A 16392-nucleotide genomic window follows, 5' to 3' on the forward strand; every position below is an offset into this window, starting at 1 on the left:
ATGAATTACGGAGCAGAACCGGCAGATCAGGTGGTACGGTACAGTCTGGAAGGGATGGAGTATTCGCTGAAGATCACCGGGAATGTAGCAAAGCATGTGGCAGTCTTTATTGCTGCCGCCTTGAAGGACCAGAAAAAGACAAGAGGGAAAACAAGACTTACCAGAATGTTAAAGGAACAGCGCCCGATGAAATTTTTTACCGTTCCGGGTGACCGTTTAAAAGAATTTGCAAAAGAAGCCAAGGCGAGAGGTATCTTATATGTAGTCATCAAAGATAAGGTGAATCCGGACCAGACAGAGGTCATGGTATTTGCAGATGATGCAGCGAAGATGAATCGGGTATTAGACCGGATGAATCTGGATTTTGTAAAAGCAGAATCAGGCTCTATGGTTACGGAAGCAGTGGAAAAAGAGACTGCACCGGAAAAGGCAGAAAACCAGATGGAAAAAGAAACCGGGGAGAATGTACGGACAGAGACCGTTGTCCTGCCGGAAGGCAAGATAGAATTTGAACTGGACGATGCGGAAGAAATGTTCCAGATCGGGGATGAGGCTTTCCCGGAAGGAAATTTTACACAGGCGCAGGAGGGGGAAGAAAAGAATCCATCCGAACCTTTCTCGCGCAACAGAAATACTTCTTCCGATCGGGAAATTAGCTGGAAAGAAAAGAATGAAAAACCATCTGTGCGGAAAGAACTCGGAGATATCCGCAAGGAACAGGAAGAGAAACGTAAGAGGCCGGACAGACGGAAAAATGCCAGAGAGAGCCGGAAGAAACGTAAGAATATGAAAACGAAAGGCAGGTAATGTATATGGATTTAACAGATATGATTTCAGGGGGAACGGAAGAACAGCAGGTTCCTGAACAGAAATTGACGAAAGAAGAATATGCAGCCAAAAAACAGCAGGAAAGAGAAGAGGTATGGGCTGAAGTAGATTCACAGGCACAGGGAGTTTTTCAGGATGGAGAAAAACTGAAAGGCTTTCTGGACTTTATGGCAGAGTGTAATACCCAGAGAACACCGAATCTGCTTTTGATTTACGGACAGCATCCAGATTTTAAGGTGGTAAGGTCTTATGAACGCTGGAGAGAAGAACACCGTTCGGTCAAAGTCGGGGAACATGGCATTACTTATATGATTTCCACTGAATACGAAAAAGACGGAGAAATGCGGAGAGGGTATACGATTGGAAAAGGATTTGACATCAGTCAGATGTCTGGAAAGCCATTGGAAGAACGCCCTCAGCGAAGTCTGACAGAACTGATAGGAACTGTCTTAAAAGACCAGTCGGTACGTGTGCAGATTGAGGATGATCTGCCAGACAAAGTGCAGGCCCAGTACAATCCGAGATACCGTACCATTTATATCCGCAACGGAATGAGTGAAGTAACGACATTCCATGCACTGAACAGAGAACTGGCGTGTGCAGCACTGGACCAGCATACCGGAACCTACAGCCGACAGAAAGTCAGTGCACAGGCTTATTGTGCAGCCTATGTGATTGCGAAACGTTATGGTGTGGATGTTACCGGATTCAATCTGGAGTATATTGCACAGAGAAATGAATGTGGAAAGAAAGATCCACAGGAACTGAGAGACTTTTTAAATGATGTCCGTCAGGCTTCCTATAGTATCCGAAACCATATCGAACGGAATTTTGGTGCAAAGGAACAGGAGTATGTAACCGATGAGTTCGCAATCGGAGACCCTGTAAAAACACCGGAAACCAAGGATGAAAAAGCATCTGGAAAAGAGAAAAAAGCAAAGAACCAGCCGGAACGATAAAAGTGAAAAAGTTGGACGGTTGGAGTAGCTATTACGGAGGTCTTGTGATATGGTTGGTGTAACAAAAAAGGAGGTCAGCCAGATGACAAAATACTATTTGAAGATGGATAACATTATGAAAAATATGTTCGTGGTGGCACTGAATGATGAGCTACAGGCGCAGAGTGAGCAGGATGAATGTTTGGAAGAAACGAAAGCTCTTCTGAAAAAAGTAAGTGAATACGACCTCGCTCAGAAACGACTGCAGATTACAGCCGGGGAACAAAGGCAGATCCGTAAGGCACTGAACAGACTCAGAAGTAAATATCTTGCAGCCGGAAGATACAGTGATGGAATAGATAAAGTTATTATTCAGGTTGCAAAACCGAATACTAGCAGACACATGTTCTGGTAGAGAAAGGAGTGGTTGATTGGTCATTTATTCAAGAGAAAAAGTGGCAAGACTTAGAGAACAGTATCCGGCAGGAACAAGAATCTGTCTGAATTCGATGGATGGAGAAGCGGGTATGCCGCAGGGACTGGAAGGAACTGTGCAGTATGTGGATGATGCAGGCCAGCTTGGTGTTAAGTGGGACAACGGCAGAAGTCTCTCACTGATACCGGGAGTGGATTCCTTTCATAAGAAAGAAGGACAGGGACATCCAGAAGAAAAGCCACGCAAGAAAAGAGAATCTGACTTGCAGAGATAAGTACAAAAAAGCAGGACTGGGTTCTGTATCTTGTCTTTCTGCCATTTGTCTGGTGGGCGGCAGCGATTACCGCTTGTGCCATTACACCGGATAAGAATTTTATTCAAATCTTAGAAACGCTGAGCGAAAAACTCGAACAGCCGTTTTTTATCACGTATACACCGTATACGTTCAAATGTATTCTGATATTCACAGCAGCCTATTTCTTAGGCATTGGTATTTATGAATCCCAAAAAAGAAATTATAGAAGAGGCGTGGAACATGGTTCCGCAAAATGGGGCAACGTGTCCGAAATCTGCAGACGTTACTGCGAAAAGCAGTACACGAATAATCTGCTTCTGACACAGCATTTCCGCATGGGACTGGATGGATATAAGCATAAACGAAATTTAAATGTGCTGGTAGTCGGAGGTTCCGGGGCAGGAAAGAGCCGGACCTATGCGATTCCGAACATCATGCAGTGCAACTGCTCGATGGTGATCACAGATCCGAAAGCGGAACTTCTGCGCAAAACAGGAGGTGTTCTGGAACGGAATGGATATGAAGTCCGGGTTTTTGATTTGATCAATCCGGAGACTTCCTGGTGTTATAATCCGTTTGCGTATGTCCGGGATGACAAGGATGTGCTGAAACTAATTAACAACCTGATCCGCAACACGACACCGAAAGGTGCACAAAGCTCGGACCCGTTCTGGGAAAAGTCAGAGACTGCACTTTTACAGGCACTTATGCTGTATTTACTGCATGAAGCTCCACCGGAAGAACAGAACTTCCCGATGATCATGGAAATGCTTGGAAGCGCACAGGTCAAAGAAGATGATGAGGATTACCAGTCACCATTGGACATTTTGTTTGAAAGACTGGAAATGCGGGACCCAGAGAGTATTGCGGTCAAGCAGTATGCCATTTATAAGCAGGCGGCCGGAAAGACCGCAAAGTCTATTTTGATATCGGTTGGTGTCCGTCTGGCAGCGTTCAATCTGAAACAAATCGCCAACCTGACCTGTACGGACGAACTGGACTTATACAGTATTGGGGAGAAAAAAGTAGCACTGTTTTGCTGTATTCCGGATGCAGACACCAGCATGAATTATCTGGTCGGCATGATTTACAGTAATCTGTTTCAGACACTGTATTATGTGGCAGATCGGAAGTACGGAGGAAGGCTTCCGATTCCGGTACACTGCATTATGGATGAATGGCCAAACGTAGCCTTGCCGGATGATTTTGACAAGATTCTGGCAACCATGCGTTCCAGAGGGATTTCCTGCAGTATCATCATCCAGAACATTGCACAGATGAAAGCCTTATTTAAAGACTCGTATGAGAGTCTGATCGGCAACTGCGATGAATTTTTATATCTGGGTGGAAATGAAAAAGAAGGACATAAGTATGTCTCGGAATTATTGGGAAAAGAGACATTGGATACCAATACCTACGGACAGACAAAAGGGCGTAGCGGCAGCTATTCGGTGAATTATCAGCAGACAGGAAGGGAACTTTTAACACCGGATGAAATACGGCTTTTAGATAACCGCAAAGCGATTTTGTTTATTCGTGGGGAGCGTCCGATCATGGACGATAAATATGATTTAAAAAAGCATGTGAATTTCAGATACACAGAGGACGGTGGTGCATCGCCTTATGATTATGCGAAAACACCACTGGCTCACGACGACCTAAAGATTGACATTAACAGATTAGACGATTACGAACTGCTGTCTACCGAGGACATCCTTGGTGAATAGCAGTTTTTTGATGGATTGGAGTGATGTGTATTGAAGAAACTTCTCACAGGAGAAAAAAATAGAACAAAAAAGAATACAACTGAAAAAATGATAACCCCGATGCCGATGGGGAGAAAACAGAAAAAGTGGATGAGCCTTTATATGGCACTGGTACTGACCGTAACGGTTGGAGCAACGACCGCATTCGCAGCCGGAGATCCGTTGTCCGTTATCAATAACCTGTCTACCTTTATTTTTTCTCTGATTCGTGCGATCGGTTTGATTTTGCTTGGATTTGGTGTTGTGCAGGTTGGTCTGTCTTTAAAAAGCCATGATCCAAGCCAGAGGGCAAATGGATTTCTGACACTGGCCGGAGGGGTAATTATTACGTTCGCCAAAGAAATCCTCGATTTGATTATGGCGTAAGCCTCTTTGAAAAAATATATCAGGAAACAGCAGGAGTGCCGGAAGGTACTCCTGTATTCAAAAATATGTTTAAGGAGGTGAGAGTTTTTGAGTGATAACTGGATTGTACAGAATCTAAACTCAGCACTATCCACATGGAGTGAAAAGATGGCAGAACTGTGGACTCTGCTGACCGAAAATCCGGCAACTTTTAAGGGCGGCGGCATCTGGCGGATTATGGTAAATATTAATGATGCACTGACAGCCATTGCTTATGGATTACTGGTATTATTTTTCGCAGCCGGAATCATTAAAACGTGTGGCAGTTTTACAGATCTGAAAAAGCCGGAACATGTGCTAAAAGCATTTATCCGGTTTGCACTTGCTCAGGGAGCAATTACATACGGGATGGAACTTATGCAGGCACTGTTTTCCATTGTGCAGGGAATCGTGACAACCGTAATGAGTGGCTCCAGTATGGCAGGAAGCGTGACGGAACTGCCAACGGAGATTGTAGATAAGATTGAGAGCGTGGGAATGCTGGAATCCATTCCGTTGTGGATTGTTACACTGCTTGGCAGTCTGCTGATCACTGTATTGTCATTTGTAATGATCCTGACAGTGTATGGCAGAATGTTCAAAATCTATATGTATACGGCAATCGCCCCGATTCCGATTTCCTCATTTGCAGGAGAACCCACGCAGTCCATTGGAAAGAACTTTATCCGTTCTTATGTAGGCGTATGTCTGGAAGGGGCAATTATTGCACTGGCATGTATTATCTTTTCTGCTTATGCAGCAAGCCCTCCGGCTGTCGGAGATACGGAGTTGAGTGCAGTTACAATCGTGTGGAACTATGTCGGAGAACTGGTATTTAATTTACTGGTGCTGGTTGGAGCAATTAAGGCATCTGACCGTATTGTCAGAGAAATGATGGGACTTGGAGGTTAAAAATATGGATATAAAGAAAACATTAAGATATAACTGGGAATTTGGACGTGAGACAGTAGCAATACGAGTGAGCTCTTATCGGAACAATGGAAATTTATATGTAGGACTCTGCCATAAGGAAGGGAGAGAATGGGAAGATTTTGGAGATGTAACCATTAATCTGCCCTATCAGTTCTTAGAGCCAAATGAGGCTTTTATAACAGGAGATTTTACCAAGGATATGCTTCATTTTATCAAGGAACATAAACTAGGAAAAGTGTTGAATGAAACAGGAAGATCAGGATATGCAACCTATCAGAAGGTAGCGTTTGATCTAGCAAGACTTGCGGAATTTGATCCGGAAGGCGTTGCAGAACACTGTAGATTTGCCGGGATAGAAGTACCGAAAGAAAAACCACAGAAAACGAAGAAACAAAGCAGAGGAAAGGAGCGATAAGTTATGGAAGTCAAGATGAATAAAGAAATCCGGGACTATCAGGAATCCATGTTTATGGGACTGGACCTGAGACAATGTGTGTGTTCTGTTCTTGCGATTCTTACAGCAATCGGAATTTACTTTGGAATGCGTGAAATTACCGGACAGGAAATAACCGGATGGCTGTGTGTGCTTGGTGCTACTCCATTTGCTGCCTGTGGCTTTTTCAAATATCATGGTATGACAGCCGAACAGTTTTTATGGGCAGTGATCAAATCCGAATTGCTGTATCCGAAGAAACTGGTGTTTCAGTCGGAAGATATCCACTACTCCTGCATGCAGGAGACCATCTCGCTGGGAGAAAAGAATCAAAAGGATGGAGCGGAAATCATAAAAGAGCGGGAGCAAAGAGCAGAAGCAAAACAGAGAAAGAAACGCAAGGGAAGGAGTGATGCCTTTGATTAAAACCTTAAGTCAGGCACTTCGGATGGATAAGGAACGCTTCAAAGTTCCGAAATCAGTCCAACAGGCAATTCCCATCCAGCGAATCTGGCCGGATGGAATTTTTCAACAGGGAACGAAATTCTCAAAAACATATCGTTTTACAGATATCAACTATTATATTGCGAGTAAGGACAATAAGACAGAAATGTTTCTGGATTATTCCGAACTCTTAAATTCACTGGATTCCGGCATTTCTGCCAAAATTACCATCAATAACCGGAGAATCAATAAAGAAGAATTTGAAAAATCAATCCTGCTTCCAATGAAGGAAGATGGACTGGACCACTATCGGGAAGAATACAACGAAATGCTCCTGTCTAAGATTACAGGAACAAACAACAGCATCTATCAGGAACGGTATCTGACTGTCAGTGTACATAAAAGATCGATTGACGATGCAAGAACCTATTTTGCACGTATCGGAACAGACATCGTAACACATCTGGCAAAGTTATCGTCCACAGCAGAAGGACTGGACGCAGAGAGCCGGCTCCAGATTTTCAGGGACTTCTTCAAGGGAGATGTCCCACAGGCATTTCCGTTTGATCTGAAACAATTTGCCAAGAAGGGAACAAGTTTCAAGGACTGGATGTGTCCGGATTCTATGGAATTTGAACGTGACCATTTTAAAATCGGTGACAGGTACGGAAGAGTCCTGTATATGCAGGATTATGCAAGTTATGTTAAAGATGACATGATTTCAGAACTGTGTGACTTCAGCCGGAATCTGATATTGTCGATTGATATCCTGCCAGTCCCTACGGATGAAGCGGTAAGGGAAATCCAGAACCGACTGCTTGGTGTGGAAACCAACGTGACCAACTGGCAGAGAAGGCAGAACGCTAATAATAACTTCTCGGCAATCGTACCATACGATATGGAACTTCAGAGAAAAGAAACCAAGGAAATGCTCGATGATCTGACAACCAGAGACCAGCGTATGATGTTCGGAATTTTGACAATGGTACATCTGGCAGACAGTAAAAAACAGTTGGATTCCGATACGGAATTATTATTGTCGATAGCAAGAAAGCATCTGTGCCAGATGGCAACATTAAAGTGGCAGCAAGTGGACGGACTCAATACAGTGCTTCCTTACGGACTGCGAAAGATCAATGCCCTGCGTACATTGACAACGGAATCAACGGCTGTTTTAATCCCGTTCCATACACAGGAAATCCTGCAGCCGGGCGGTATCTATTATGGGCAGAATGCAGTCAGCAAGAACCTTCTGGTAGCCGACCGGAAGAAACTGATGAATGGAAACAGTTTCCGGTTGGGCGTCAGTGGATCAGGAAAGAGCTTTTCGGCAAAAGAAGAGATTGTGCATCTGGCATTGAGTACCGATGACGATATCCTGATTCTTGATCCGGAGTCCGAATTCACAAAATTAGTAGAGGCTCTGGGTGGACAGGTTGTAAAAGTATCTGCGACATCAGACAATCACCTGAATGCAATGGATATGGACGCAGCCTACGGCAATGAAAAGAATCCACTGATTGAAAAATCGGAGTTTATTCTGTCTGTATTTGAACAGTTGGTTGGAGCAGGAAACCTGTCAGCAAAAGAAAAGTCAATCCTGGACCGCTGTGCTGCAGATGTGTACCGGGATTATATCCGAAGTGGTTATACCGGAGAAGTTCCGACATTGAAAGATATGTACCGACAGTTGATGTTACAGCCGGAAGAAGAGGCAAGGGGACTTGCACTGTCATCCGAACTTTTTATCAATGGAAGCCTGAACACCTTTGCACAGCCGACCAATGTGAATAAGAAGAACAGGATCATGGATTATGATATCCGGGAACTGGGGGAACAGCTTATGCCACTGGGAATGCTGGTTACCTTAGACAGTATTTTCAACAGGGTAATTCAGAACTGGAAAGAAGGAAAAACGACATGGATATTTGCCGATGAGTTCTATCTGTTATTCCGCTATGAATACAGTGCAAATTTCTTCTACCGACTGTACAAGAGAATCAGAAAATACAATGGATTCGTGACAGGTTTAACCCAAAATGTTGAGGAACTTCTGAAATCGGACACTGCAAGACTGATGTTGGCAAACAGTGAGTTTTTGATTCTTTTGAATCAGGCAAGTACAGACAGGGAAGAATTGGCAGCTCTTTTGAATATTTCCGAAAACCAACTGTCCTATATTACAAATGTATCGGTTGGCAGTGGCCTAATCCGTTGCTCTGGGAATATCGTACCATTTGAGAATACGTTCCCAAAGAATACAGACCTTTATAAACTAATGACAACAAAACCGGGAGAATCATAATGAAGAAAAAAGAAGAAGTAACGATAACTTTTTATGCTGCAGAGTGCGGTGAGTTCCATGATTTAGGAGAATATACAAAATGCAGAACGCTGGAAGAGGCATATAAAAAGTACCAGAAATATTGTAGAACATCTGCCAATATGTGTCCGGCTATTGAGTTTTCTATTCATGATCCAGAATCAATTTATTCAGACATGGAATATCCATTACCGTTGTCATCAAAAGACAGGGGAGACTTGGAACTTGTGCCATATTACAACGAACATCCACTGGTAAATGAGGCAATCAGACAGGTGGAGCAGTTGCAGAAACAGCAGGAAAAAAAGAAACATCGGGATGTTGCCCGATGAGATAAGAGATACGGAAAGAGGGTGACCGGATGAAAGATATCAAGGAACGGGTAAGGGATAAGAATCCGAAGATTCGAAATCCGGCTGCCCGACTTCCGAAAGAACTGGTTCGCTCAGCGGTTCTGGAAGCAAAAGAAAAGCCAAGGGAACTACATGAAAAAAGCAGTGGGCAGTCAGAATCCCCAACACAGTATGGAACTGAAAAAATAGAATCCGTACAGTACAGAGCGGCGAGTGTGGCAGGAAAAAGTATAGGGAAAACCACATATCAAGGTGGAAAAAAACTTGCTGGAGTGACCTACAGGAAGATAAAGGAAAGAAAAAGCAGACAGGAAGAAGCGAAAGCTGCCGAAGAAGCAATGGAGCAGGGGGCAGAAAGCGGAAAGAAATTAATCAAGTTGAAACCGGAGCAGGCAGCACTTGCCAAGGAGAATGGTAAACGGCAGGTGAAAGCAGCACCGAGAGTGGTAAAAGTATCCGGTCTGTCTCAAGAAAAAATAAAGACACAGGCATCCATGCAGAAACAGCAGATGGAAAAAAGTCTTCAGGCGATGCAGAAAGCAAGAGCAGCCCAGATGGCAAGAAAGTCAGCACAGGCATCGGCAGAAAGTGGAAAAGCAGTCCTTCAGGTAACTGGAAAGGGTTCAAAGTTATCCGTACAGGGAATTACAGCAGCGATTCAAAAAGGGGTAGTAGCTCTTGAAAAAATGGGAAAATGGATTGCTGCCGGAGGTAGTGCATTTCTTCTGGTATTTATTCTGATTGTGGGAATCATTGCAGGAGCAGCTTTCAGCAGTAATTCGGAAAGCTCCGAATCCCTAAGTGAAGAAGTGCTTGCGTATACTTCTGTGATACAGCAGTATGCATCCCAATACGGCATTCCGGAATATGTGTCTGCGATACAGGCCATCATGATGCAGGAATCTGGAGGCAGGGGAACAGACCCGATGCAGTGTTCGGAAAGTCCATATAATACAAGATTCCCACACACTCCTGGTTCTATTACTGATCCGGATTATTCGATAGAGGTTGGAGTACAGACCTTTGCAGACTGTATCAGACAGGCAGGATGCAGCAGTCCACAGGATCTGGACAAGCTGAAACTTGCATGGCAGGGATATAACTATGGAAATGGCTACATAGGATGGGCATTGCAAAGAGGCGGTTATACAGAAGCCAATGCATTGCAGTTTTCACAGGAACAGGCAGCTTCGCATGGATGGAGCAGTTACGGAGATCCCCAATACGTTCCCCATGTGATGCGGTATTATTCCGGTGGCAGCCTGTTTGCTGGTTTGTTTGGTAATCAGCAGATTGTGTCGGTTGCAATGGGGCAGCTTGGAAACAGTGGCGGTCAGAAGTTCTGGAGCTGGTACGGATTTGACAGTCGGGTAGAATGGTGTGCCTGTTTTGTAAGCTGGTGTGCGGATCAGAGCGGTCTGATTGCAAGTGGGAATGTTCCTAAATTCTCATTGTGCAGTGATGGAGTGTCCTGGTTTCAGGGAAAGAATAAGTGGCAGAGTGGCGGAACAACTCCGACAGCTGGAATGATCATCTTTTTTGACTGGGATCATGATGGAACATCGGATCATGTAGGAATAGTAGAAAAGTGTGAAGGTGGAAGAGTTTACACGATTGAGGGAAATTCCAGTGATCAGGTACGGCAGAGAAATTATGCAGTAGATTACAGTTCTATAATGGGATATGGGGTGATAAATTGATGGTTTCTTTCATAATTTGTTAAGGATTTTATAAGGGAGTTAATGAATCCTTTGGAAAATAGTCACAAAATAGGCACAGTTGATTGATAAATTGTTATTGTAACTTTTAGTGATAGACATATAAAGAGTTAGAAATCTTTATAATTGACTTGAATTAGGAGGTAGTGAATATGAGTGATCAGAATGTAAAAGCAGCACAAAAATATTTAAATGCGATGTTTGGTGGACATAAGGATTGGGTAAAACTGGATGAAGATGGAAAGACCGGAACAGCCGTGATGCAGGGAATCATTCGTGCATTTCAGATTCAGAATGGAATCTCAACGATTACAGGAACGGTTGGACCACTTACTATTAATACCATGAAGAAGTTAGCCATTATTACAAAAATGGATCCGAATGATACTCCGCAGGTTAATGTATGCTTGATTCAGTGTGCTCTGTTTTGCAAAGGATATGCTGCTGGAGGAATTACTGGAATTTATTATACATCAGGAGTAAATGCAGTTAAAAAGATGCAGGAAAATGCAGGACTGGAAGTTACGGGCAAAATTGATTGGAAAGTTTGGTCTGGATTGTTATCCCTAAACTGGTTTACAAAGGTTTCTGGTGGGGATTCCAATATTGTTCTTATTCAACAGCAATTAAATAGTGACTGGTCAGATGTTATTGGTGTTGGACCTTGTGATGGAATTGCCTCAAGACAGACAATTTTGTCTTTAGTTGGTGCATTGCAGGCGGCTGAAGGAGTTACAACTGAATTAATTACAGATTTGAATTCAGTTAATTTTGGCGATGCAACAACAAATGCGTTTCCGGGTACATTACAGAACGGACAGAACTCGACGAAATATGTTCCATTTAATAAGATTGCTCAATACGGACTATATTTTAACGGATATAATCCGGGAAGATTCGATGGCGTGTTTGATTCGACTACAGAGTCAAAGGTGTCAGAATTTCAGGAGTTTTATGGTCTGACAGGAATTGGACTTGTAACAAAAGGAAAAGTAAATGTTTCTACTATGAAATCATTGCTTACGAGTAAAGGCGATACAAACAGGGCAGCAAAAGCGTGTGACTGTGCAACAGTATTAAATAAACAACAGGCATTAGATATAAAAAATGCAGGGTATACTCATGTAGGACGTTATCTGACAGGTTCTGTTGGAAAAGAACATACACCGAAATATTTGACATCAACAGAAGTGAAAAACATTGAAAATGCAGGATTATCGGTATTCCCGATATATCAGGATGGAGGATATGAATTAAACTATTTTAAGGATCCGTCCCAGGGAAGTGTTGATGCACAGACAGCAATTTTAGCAGCCGAGAGAATCGGTATACCAAGTGGAACGACTATATACTTTGCAGTGGATTTTGATTGTTATTCATATCAGATTGATACATTTATTATACCTTATTTTGAACAGATTCACATGATCTTTTTCAGTTCGACAAATGATAAAAATTATAAAGTCGGCATTTATGCACCAAGATATGTATGTACTAAAGTTTATGAAGCAGGATTGGCAAGTAAATCATTTGTGGCAGATATGTCAACTGGATTTAGCTGTAATTTGGGATATTCGATGCCGAAGAACTGGGCATTTGATCAATTTTGTGAGTTGAACTCATTTTCTTCATCACCTTCGTTCCCACTGGATAAAGATGCATATTCAGGGAGAGATACTGGATTTAAAAAGTTCGATGCCGTATCGACAAAAACAGATGAGGAAATAGCGCAAGAAAATCTTCGGGCAAAGGTAAAAATAGCACGAAATCAATATGTCTATAATGTAATGGAGCCGCTTGGTTATCTGAATAAAATTATGGATGTGGGTGTGGAGTATGATAAGGAAATTTCACTGGGAACAATGATGAGTCCTCAAGGAGCAATTGATATTTCTACTAAAATATCCACATCGCTTGAAAGTTCAACTGGTAAAATTTATAATATAAAAGTGGATATAGGAAATGATGGAGAATTGACACAAACTTGCAAAAATCAAATTATGGAGATTTCATCAAATTTATCAGATACAGGTATAGAGGGAGCAGATAACTTTGGAAATACGATAGAAAAAATTGCTTTATCGGTTAAATCTGGTAATATTGCTTTTGAAATAAATAATGTTTTTGCCAATAGTGTAGAGTTTTCCATTGTATTTAGTACATCAGATTTGCTGCCAGAAGAGGAAAAAGAGTGGACAATATCGGTTGCTTTGATTTTTACAATGACATTAAATTCTAATAGTGGTCTTGAATTTAATGTTGTAGAATTCACAAAAGAGCATAGTAATATACTGGCAGGAGCCGTAATATTAGTTCTTGCGGGTGCATTAGTTGTAAATGCAATTCCGTCAATTATTGCTTTATTTTCAGCTGGAGCAGGTACTGTTTTTGGTTTGTTGATTCAAGCGCTGTAAATTGTAAAAGAATAAAAGAGACAATGGCCAGAGGTTCGATTTTATAAAGAGGACCTCTGGCAAAAGGAGGATTAAGAAGAATGCATATTAAATCAATTGTGTCAGATGAGGATAGGGAAGAATTAGAAAGAATGCTTTCGCTTGGGTTTATAATTCCTAATCAATTATTTAAAACAAGACAGAAAAGTAGAATGATTATCTATATTTTTACACCTGTAGAATTTTTACTGTCGATTAATTGTTATCTGTCGGAAAGTTATTTGATGTTTGGAATAGGGATTGGAACTTGTGTGGCTTGTGTGGCTTGGATTATTTGGTATCAAATGATTGGTAAAAATTTTGAAAAAAATGTTCATGAATTTGTCTGGGGTAGATCAGGATATGAAACGGTGGATATCGATGAAAACGCAATTAAAATAGATGAAGATCAAATTTATGAATTTAAAAATATTGATAGAATGTTCTTATATAAAAACTTCTTTTTTTTCATAACAAATGAAAAGAAAATATTTATATTTAAAACGACAGATATGGAGTCGGATGAACTTATAAAAATTATTAAAACAACAGGGATTTTATTTGAAAAAAAAGAAAAACCATTTAATATTTATAAGTATTGTAAAAAAGGAAAAAGTTTTTAAAAATAAGCAGAGGATGGTGGATTTATCATCCTTTTAGAGAAGAGCATGTATTTTAAAGGGAATCTGGTTTTGCAGGTTCCCTTTTTGCCATCAAAAACGTTGATGTTTTATCAAATGACGCTAAAAATAAAAAGAATAATGCAGGGGGTGACATTATTAGTTATCGCTGTAATATTTGGATAAAATATAAATAAAACATAAAAAATATAAATAAATTATAAAATGGCGACAGTTTTTTCTTGTTCAAGTGTTTATTATATAGAGGACAAAATAAGACAGCAAAGGAAGTGGTGCTGTTGCATCGGAAAAATGACACAAAATTAGTGATGTCCATTCGGGAAAAGAATTGAAGGGGATTCTTTTCCCCATTTGTCGTGTTACGAAAGACTGAGGGTAAGAAAATATGCTAGAACTTGCAATCTGTGATGATGACATCATCCTATGTAATTGGTTAGAACAGAAGCTGCTCCATTATGGGAAAGCGAATGACTGTCAGATATCTATAGAAATATACTATTCTGCGGAGCAGCTTCTTAACAGGCTGGAAGAAGAATCCTACGATATGTTATTCCTTGATATTTGTCTGGAACATGAGAATGGAATTGATATCGGAACGGAGATACGAAAGAAAAATTATGGAAAAGAACTGCGGATTACCTATATTTCAACATATCAGGAATATGCTATGAAATTATTCCGTATTCATCCATTTGATTTTCTTGTAAAGCCAATCCGAGAGGAAGAACTTTTCCGGGTGATAGGTAAATTACGGGAACTGTTAAAAGAACGGAAGAAAATATTTGAATATACGGATACAAAAGGAATCCACAAGATTTCTTATGACAAGATCCTGTATTTTTATAGTCTGGGAAAAAGAGTACATATCGTGACATCGGAAAAAGAATATGAATATCGAGGAAAATTAAAGGATGTAGCGGATGTAACAGAAGAATATTTCTTACTGATTCACAAGTCCTATCTCATCAATATGGAACACGTGGAGCATTACGAATATGACAACGTGGTTATGAAAGACAAGACACGTCTCAGTATCAGTAAAGCAAATCGCAAGAAGGTCAGGGAAAGACTATTACAAACGGAGAAGAAAAGATTATGAATATCCATTTGATCACTTATCTGACAAGTAAATTATTCTGGATTTATACTGTGTTCCGTTACAATACCATCCTGTATCCAAAAAATGAGGATACACAAAAGCTATTTGCATATTTTTGTGCATATCTGCTTTCATGCTGGGGAAGCATGCAGTGGGGAACGATGTACGGAGATCTGATCTTTGAGCTGATAGCTCTGTTAATTATAACAGTGGCATATCAGGCAGACTGGCAACATCATGTCTGGAATACACTTATGGTATATATTATGGGAATTTTATGTGATGGGATTCCAATCGTGTTCTTTCAACGGTATGCGGTAGCAAGAAATCCGGTGCATCATCACATGGGACCGGGAACTATTGTAATGGGAAATTTTATATTCTTTTTACTGGAAGTCATTATTGAAAGAAAAGTAGGTGTAAAGAGAAGTTATTATATAAAGAACCGTCATTGGCTTGCTATGCTTTCTGTCCCGGTGATCAGCATTATAGTCTGTATCAGGATATTGCTGCCAGACAGAAGAGGTGTGCGGTCTACGATTGTATTATTCTTACTGTTTATCAATGTGTTTATTTTCTATCTGCACGATGAGGTTCAGAAAAGTTATATTGAAACAGCAAAACAGGAAGAGATGAAAATTCAGATGAGCCAGTATGCAAAAGAACTGGAGATGATGATGAAATTACAGGACAGGCTGAATAAGATACATCATGATTACAAGCACCATCTTACAACAATAGGGGCAATGGCAAAAACGGGAGGAAATGAAGAGATTCTATCGTATCTGAAACAAATGGAGAATATAGCCGGAACAGCCTTATGTCATCATTTATATACAGAAAACCGTAATATGAATAATCTGCTGAATTATATTTTGGAAGATTCGAAATCAGTAATTGAAAATCCGGAGATTTCTGTAGAAATACCGAATCATATAGGGGAAGAATTATTTGATATAAGTATAATAGTGGGAAATCTTATGGATAATGCTATTCGTGGGACAGCAGCTTCAGATGAAAGGAGATTATCGTTTCAGATGTATTATGGAAAAGGAATCATGAATATCCAGATTGAGAATAGCATAAAAGATACACCAAAAGTGCGGAATGGAATTTATCTGACAACGAAAAGCAGGAAAGAAGGACATGGAATAGGATTACAAAATGTGAAACTCGTAGTAGAAAAATATCATGGTCAGATGGAGATCTGCCATACGGAGAAATCCTTTCAAGTGAAAATATTATTATATATGAAATTAGATGAAAAATAGTAAGGCGATGGTGTCTTACTATTTTTTTCGACCGATTTCGTCTATTTTTGCCACCTCAAGGGGCATTTTTACCATTTATGAAAATTTTGTGATTTTTT

16 protein-coding genes are annotated in these 16392 nt (G+C 40.8%); all 16 read left to right on the forward strand.

Annotated elements, in window-relative coordinates; genetic code table 11:
• The 16 genes from ROSEINA2194_RS06280 (at position 1) to ROSEINA2194_RS06355 (ending at position 16294) form a co-directional block, all read left to right on the forward strand.
• Positions 1 to 807 (forward strand): PcfB family protein, encoded by an 807-nt coding sequence (locus ROSEINA2194_RS06280; RefSeq protein ID WP_007884625.1) that lies wholly within the window; start codon positions 1 to 3, stop codon positions 805 to 807.
• 5 nt (positions 808 to 812) lie between these two features.
• The gene (locus tag ROSEINA2194_RS06285) at positions 813 to 1787 is read left to right on the forward strand and encodes an ArdC family protein (RefSeq protein WP_044927355.1); all 975 of its coding nucleotides are present in this window, start codon (positions 813 to 815) and stop codon (positions 1785 to 1787) included.
• 49 nt (positions 1788 to 1836) lie between these two features.
• Positions 1837 to 2181 carry a hypothetical protein gene (locus ROSEINA2194_RS06290; RefSeq protein WP_007884627.1) on the forward strand — a complete coding sequence of 115 codons (345 nt, stop codon included), beginning with the start codon at positions 1837 to 1839 and terminating at the stop codon, positions 2179 to 2181.
• A 16-nt stretch (positions 2182 to 2197) separates the two neighbouring features.
• On the forward strand, positions 2198 to 2476 hold the full coding sequence (locus tag ROSEINA2194_RS06295; protein WP_024852684.1) for a DUF4314 domain-containing protein: 279 nt from the start codon (positions 2198 to 2200) through the stop codon (positions 2474 to 2476).
• Between the two features lie 254 nt (positions 2477 to 2730).
• The gene (locus ROSEINA2194_RS06300; protein WP_256922714.1) at positions 2731 to 4224 is read left to right on the forward strand and encodes a VirD4-like conjugal transfer protein, CD1115 family; all 1494 of its coding nucleotides are present in this window, start codon (positions 2731 to 2733) and stop codon (positions 4222 to 4224) included.
• A gap of 87 nt (positions 4225 to 4311) precedes the next feature.
• Complete coding sequence (locus ROSEINA2194_RS06305; protein ID WP_044927371.1) at positions 4312 to 4629, forward strand: glutamyl-tRNA amidotransferase; 318 nt, start codon at positions 4312 to 4314, stop codon at positions 4627 to 4629.
• Between the two features lie 87 nt (positions 4630 to 4716).
• Entirely contained in the window at positions 4717 to 5559 is an 843-nt protein-coding gene (locus tag ROSEINA2194_RS06310; RefSeq protein WP_172590441.1) for a VirB6/TrbL-like conjugal transfer protein, CD1112 family, read from the forward strand.
• A 4-nt stretch (positions 5560 to 5563) separates the two neighbouring features.
• Positions 5564 to 5995: a DUF4313 domain-containing protein gene (locus ROSEINA2194_RS06315; RefSeq protein ID WP_007884639.1), complete on the forward strand. Its 432-nt coding sequence runs from the start codon at positions 5564 to 5566 to the stop codon at positions 5993 to 5995.
• Positions 5996 to 5998: 3 nt separating this feature from the next.
• Positions 5999 to 6439 (forward strand): PrgI family protein, encoded by a 441-nt coding sequence (locus ROSEINA2194_RS06320; protein WP_007884640.1) that lies wholly within the window; start codon positions 5999 to 6001, stop codon positions 6437 to 6439.
• Positions 6432 to 8762, forward strand: coding sequence for a VirB4-like conjugal transfer ATPase, CD1110 family (locus ROSEINA2194_RS06325; RefSeq protein WP_199596345.1), 2331 nt, complete (start codon positions 6432 to 6434; stop codon positions 8760 to 8762). The genes ROSEINA2194_RS06320 and ROSEINA2194_RS06325 overlap by 8 nt, the downstream gene beginning before the upstream one ends.
• Positions 8762 to 9112 (forward strand): hypothetical protein, encoded by a 351-nt coding sequence (locus tag ROSEINA2194_RS06330; RefSeq protein ID WP_006426970.1) that lies wholly within the window; start codon positions 8762 to 8764, stop codon positions 9110 to 9112. The genes ROSEINA2194_RS06325 and ROSEINA2194_RS06330 overlap by 1 nt, the downstream gene beginning before the upstream one ends.
• Positions 9113 to 9141: 29 nt before the next feature.
• Positions 9142 to 10833, forward strand: coding sequence for a lysozyme family protein (locus tag ROSEINA2194_RS06335; protein ID WP_006426969.1), 1692 nt, complete (start codon positions 9142 to 9144; stop codon positions 10831 to 10833).
• Positions 10834 to 11003: 170 nt separating this feature from the next.
• On the forward strand, positions 11004 to 13265 hold the full coding sequence (locus ROSEINA2194_RS06340) for a glycoside hydrolase domain-containing protein (RefSeq protein WP_007884642.1): 2262 nt from the start codon (positions 11004 to 11006) through the stop codon (positions 13263 to 13265).
• An 80-nt stretch (positions 13266 to 13345) separates the two neighbouring features.
• Positions 13346 to 13906 carry a hypothetical protein gene (locus tag ROSEINA2194_RS06345; RefSeq protein ID WP_006426967.1) on the forward strand — a complete coding sequence of 187 codons (561 nt, stop codon included), beginning with the start codon at positions 13346 to 13348 and terminating at the stop codon, positions 13904 to 13906.
• A 403-nt stretch (positions 13907 to 14309) separates the two neighbouring features.
• Positions 14310 to 15023 (forward strand): LytR/AlgR family response regulator transcription factor, encoded by a 714-nt coding sequence (locus tag ROSEINA2194_RS06350; RefSeq protein ID WP_007884644.1) that lies wholly within the window; start codon positions 14310 to 14312, stop codon positions 15021 to 15023.
• Positions 15020 to 16294 carry a sensor histidine kinase gene (locus tag ROSEINA2194_RS06355; RefSeq protein WP_007884649.1) on the forward strand — a complete coding sequence of 425 codons (1275 nt, stop codon included), beginning with the start codon at positions 15020 to 15022 and terminating at the stop codon, positions 16292 to 16294. The genes ROSEINA2194_RS06350 and ROSEINA2194_RS06355 overlap by 4 nt, the downstream gene beginning before the upstream one ends.
• The last annotated feature ends 98 nt before the right edge of the window (positions 16295 to 16392 follow it).

The sequence above is a fragment of the Roseburia inulinivorans DSM 16841 genome (genome assembly GCF_000174195.1).
In the GTDB taxonomy this organism is placed as follows: domain Bacteria; phylum Bacillota; class Clostridia; order Lachnospirales; family Lachnospiraceae; genus Roseburia; species Roseburia inulinivorans.

Bases quoted from the DNA above. Each gene is read 5' to 3' on its own strand.
- ROSEINA2194_RS06320 (WP_007884640.1), top strand. From the start codon at position 5,999: ATGGAAGTCAAGATGAATAAAGAAATCCGGGACTATCAGGAATCCATG.
- ROSEINA2194_RS06305 (WP_044927371.1), top strand. From the start codon at position 4,312: ATGATAACCCCGATGCCGATGGGGAGAAAACAGAAAAAGTGGATGAGC.
- ROSEINA2194_RS06345 (WP_006426967.1), top strand. From the start codon at position 13,346: ATGCATATTAAATCAATTGTGTCAGATGAGGATAGGGAAGAATTAGAA.
- ROSEINA2194_RS06335 (WP_006426969.1), top strand. From the start codon at position 9,142: ATGAAAGATATCAAGGAACGGGTAAGGGATAAGAATCCGAAGATTCGA.
- ROSEINA2194_RS06315 (WP_007884639.1), top strand. From the start codon at position 5,564: ATGGATATAAAGAAAACATTAAGATATAACTGGGAATTTGGACGTGAG.
- ROSEINA2194_RS06330 (WP_006426970.1), top strand. From the start codon at position 8,762: ATGAAGAAAAAAGAAGAAGTAACGATAACTTTTTATGCTGCAGAGTGC.
- ROSEINA2194_RS06340 (WP_007884642.1), top strand. From the start codon at position 11,004: ATGAGTGATCAGAATGTAAAAGCAGCACAAAAATATTTAAATGCGATG.
- ROSEINA2194_RS06350 (WP_007884644.1), top strand. From the start codon at position 14,310: ATGCTAGAACTTGCAATCTGTGATGATGACATCATCCTATGTAATTGG.
- ROSEINA2194_RS06280 (WP_007884625.1), top strand. From the start codon at position 1: ATGAATTACGGAGCAGAACCGGCAGATCAGGTGGTACGGTACAGTCTG.
- ROSEINA2194_RS06355 (WP_007884649.1), top strand. From the start codon at position 15,020: ATGAATATCCATTTGATCACTTATCTGACAAGTAAATTATTCTGGATT.
- ROSEINA2194_RS06290 (WP_007884627.1), top strand. From the start codon at position 1,837: ATGGTTGGTGTAACAAAAAAGGAGGTCAGCCAGATGACAAAATACTAT.
- ROSEINA2194_RS06285 (WP_044927355.1), top strand. From the start codon at position 813: ATGGATTTAACAGATATGATTTCAGGGGGAACGGAAGAACAGCAGGTT.